Source organism: Aquabacterium sp. (assembly GCF_021768455.1).
Taxonomy (GTDB): Bacteria; Pseudomonadota; Gammaproteobacteria; order Burkholderiales; family Burkholderiaceae_C; genus Aquabacterium.
The window spans coordinates 1-1,893 of sequence record NZ_JAIZVX010000277.1 but is presented as its reverse complement, the minus strand read 5'-3'; the positions used below and the strand labels follow the sequence as shown (position 1 = coordinate 1,893).

The following is a 1,893-nucleotide window of genomic DNA, read 5'->3' as shown; positions in this document are numbered from 1 at the left end:
CGCCGCGCCGCAGGCCATCACGGCAACGCTGATTCGCCTGTAGGGCTGGCCCTACAGGCCAGCGTTCACAGGGCCACGAGCTGCTGCCTCACGGCATACAGGGCGAGTTCCACGTCGTTGCGGGTGCCGGTTTTGTCGAGGATGCGCGCGCGGTAGGTGGACACGGTGTTGGGCGACAGGCTCAGGGACTGCGCGATCTGGCCGACCGACTGCCCCTGGGCCAGCAGGCGAAAAACCTGGTGCTCGCGCTGCGAGAGCGCCTCGTGGCCAGGCTTGTCGCGCAGTTCGTGCAGGGCGCCGGCCATGGCCTCGGCCGCACTGGGCGTGAGGTAGACGCCGCCGGCCGCCGCCTTGAGGAGGGCGGCCGTGAGCACATCGGGGTCGACGGTCTTGTTCAGGTAGCCCGAGGCCCCGGCGCGCAGGCAGCGCACAGCAAACTGCTTGTCGGGATAGGTGCTGAGCATGAGCACGGCCAGGCGCGGGTGCTCGGCCTTGAGCTGGCGCAGCACGTCCAGGCCGTCGCGACCGGGCAAGGCGATGTCGAGCAGCACCACGTCCAGGCCCTCGCCCGGCGCGCGGCCATCGCCACCGGGCCACAAGAGGCGACGCGCCGTCTGCACCGCCTCGGCCGCGTCGGCGGCTTCGGCCACGACCTGCAGGCCCGGCACATCGGCCAGCAGCTGGCGCAGGCCGCGGCGCACCACGAGGTGGTCGTCGACCAGCAGGATGCGGACGCTGGCCATCAAGGGACTCAGGCGGCGCCGCGTTGCAGCAGGCGGCTCTGGGCGCCGGCCTGGTAGAGCGGCATGCTCAGGATGAGCTGGGTGCCCTGGCCGGGCTGGCTGTCGACGTGCAGCCAGCCGCCGAAATGGCTGGCGCGCTCGCGCATGCCCAGCATGCCCCAGGCATCGGGGCGCTCGAAGGCGCTGGGCGGTGCGCCTCGGCCGTTGTCCTTCACGCGCAGGGTGATGTCGGAGGGCGTGGCGCTGATGCGGATGGCGACCTCGCTGGCCCGCGCATGGCGCGAGACGTTGCTGAGCATCTCCTGGAAGATGCGGAAGATGGCCGTGGCCAGCGGGCCGTCGGGTGCCTGCAGGCCGGGGGCGATGTCGATCGACCAGTCGCAGGCCAGCTCGCTGGTGTCGGCAAAGTCGCGAACCTGCCATTCGAGCGTGGCCCACAGGCCCTGGTGATCGAGGATGGCGGGGCGCAGGTCGGTCACGATGCGGCCGACGTTGTCGACGGCCTGGTCGATCAGGCCGCGCATGTCCTGGCACTTGCAGCGCAGGGCGGGTTGGTCCATGAGGCGTTTCTCCAGCCAGCTGACGTCCATCTTGAGGCCCACCAGGAGGCTGCCGAACTCGTCATGGATCTCGCGGGCAATGCGGGTGCGCTCGGCTTCGCGCACCTGTTCGATGTGGGTTTGCAGCTCGCGCAGCTGCGTGAGGGCGGCGCTGAGATCGGCGGTGCGCTCGGCCACGCGCTGCTCCAGCTGGTCGCGGGCGGCCTTGAGCTGGTCCTGCTGGCGCTTGCGTTCGCTGATGTCGACAAAGGTGACGACCGCGCCCAGCACCTCTTCGCCATCGAGGATGGGGTAGGAGGAGTACTCGGCGGCAAAGGGGCGGCCATCGCGGCGCCAGAGCACCTCGCTGTCGATGCGGCAGGGCACACCGGCGCGGAAGGCGTTGTAGATGGGGCACTCGCCCACCGGGTAGGCGCGGCCATCGGGGTGGGTGTGGTGCGAGAGCTCGTGCATGTTGCGCCCCAGCACCTCTTCGGGCTCGTAGCCCAGCATGCGGGCGCCGGCACGGTTGATGAAGGTGCACAGGCCGTCCATGTCGATGCCGTAGACGCCTTCGCCCGTGGATTCGAGCAGCAGGCCCAGGCGGTCGC

Annotated in this window: 2 protein-coding genes; both read right to left on the bottom strand. The window is 70.4% G+C overall.

Going from position 1 to position 1,893, the window contains the following annotated elements; genetic code table 11:
• Positions 1 to 65: 65 nt before the first annotated feature.
• Positions 66 to 743, bottom strand: a complete 678-nt coding sequence (locus tag QZ994_RS19700) for a response regulator transcription factor (protein WP_290877752.1) — start codon at positions 741 to 743, stop codon at positions 66 to 68.
• Positions 744 to 751: 8 nt separating this feature from the next.
• Positions 752 to 1,893 (bottom strand): PAS domain S-box protein (locus QZ994_RS19695; RefSeq protein ID WP_290877749.1); only part of this gene is annotated, 1,142 nt, incomplete at its 5' end.

Bases quoted from the DNA above. Each gene is read 5' to 3' on its own strand.
- QZ994_RS19700 (WP_290877752.1), bottom strand. From the start codon at position 743: ATGGCCAGCGTCCGCATCCTGCTGGTCGACGACCACCTCGTGGTGCGC.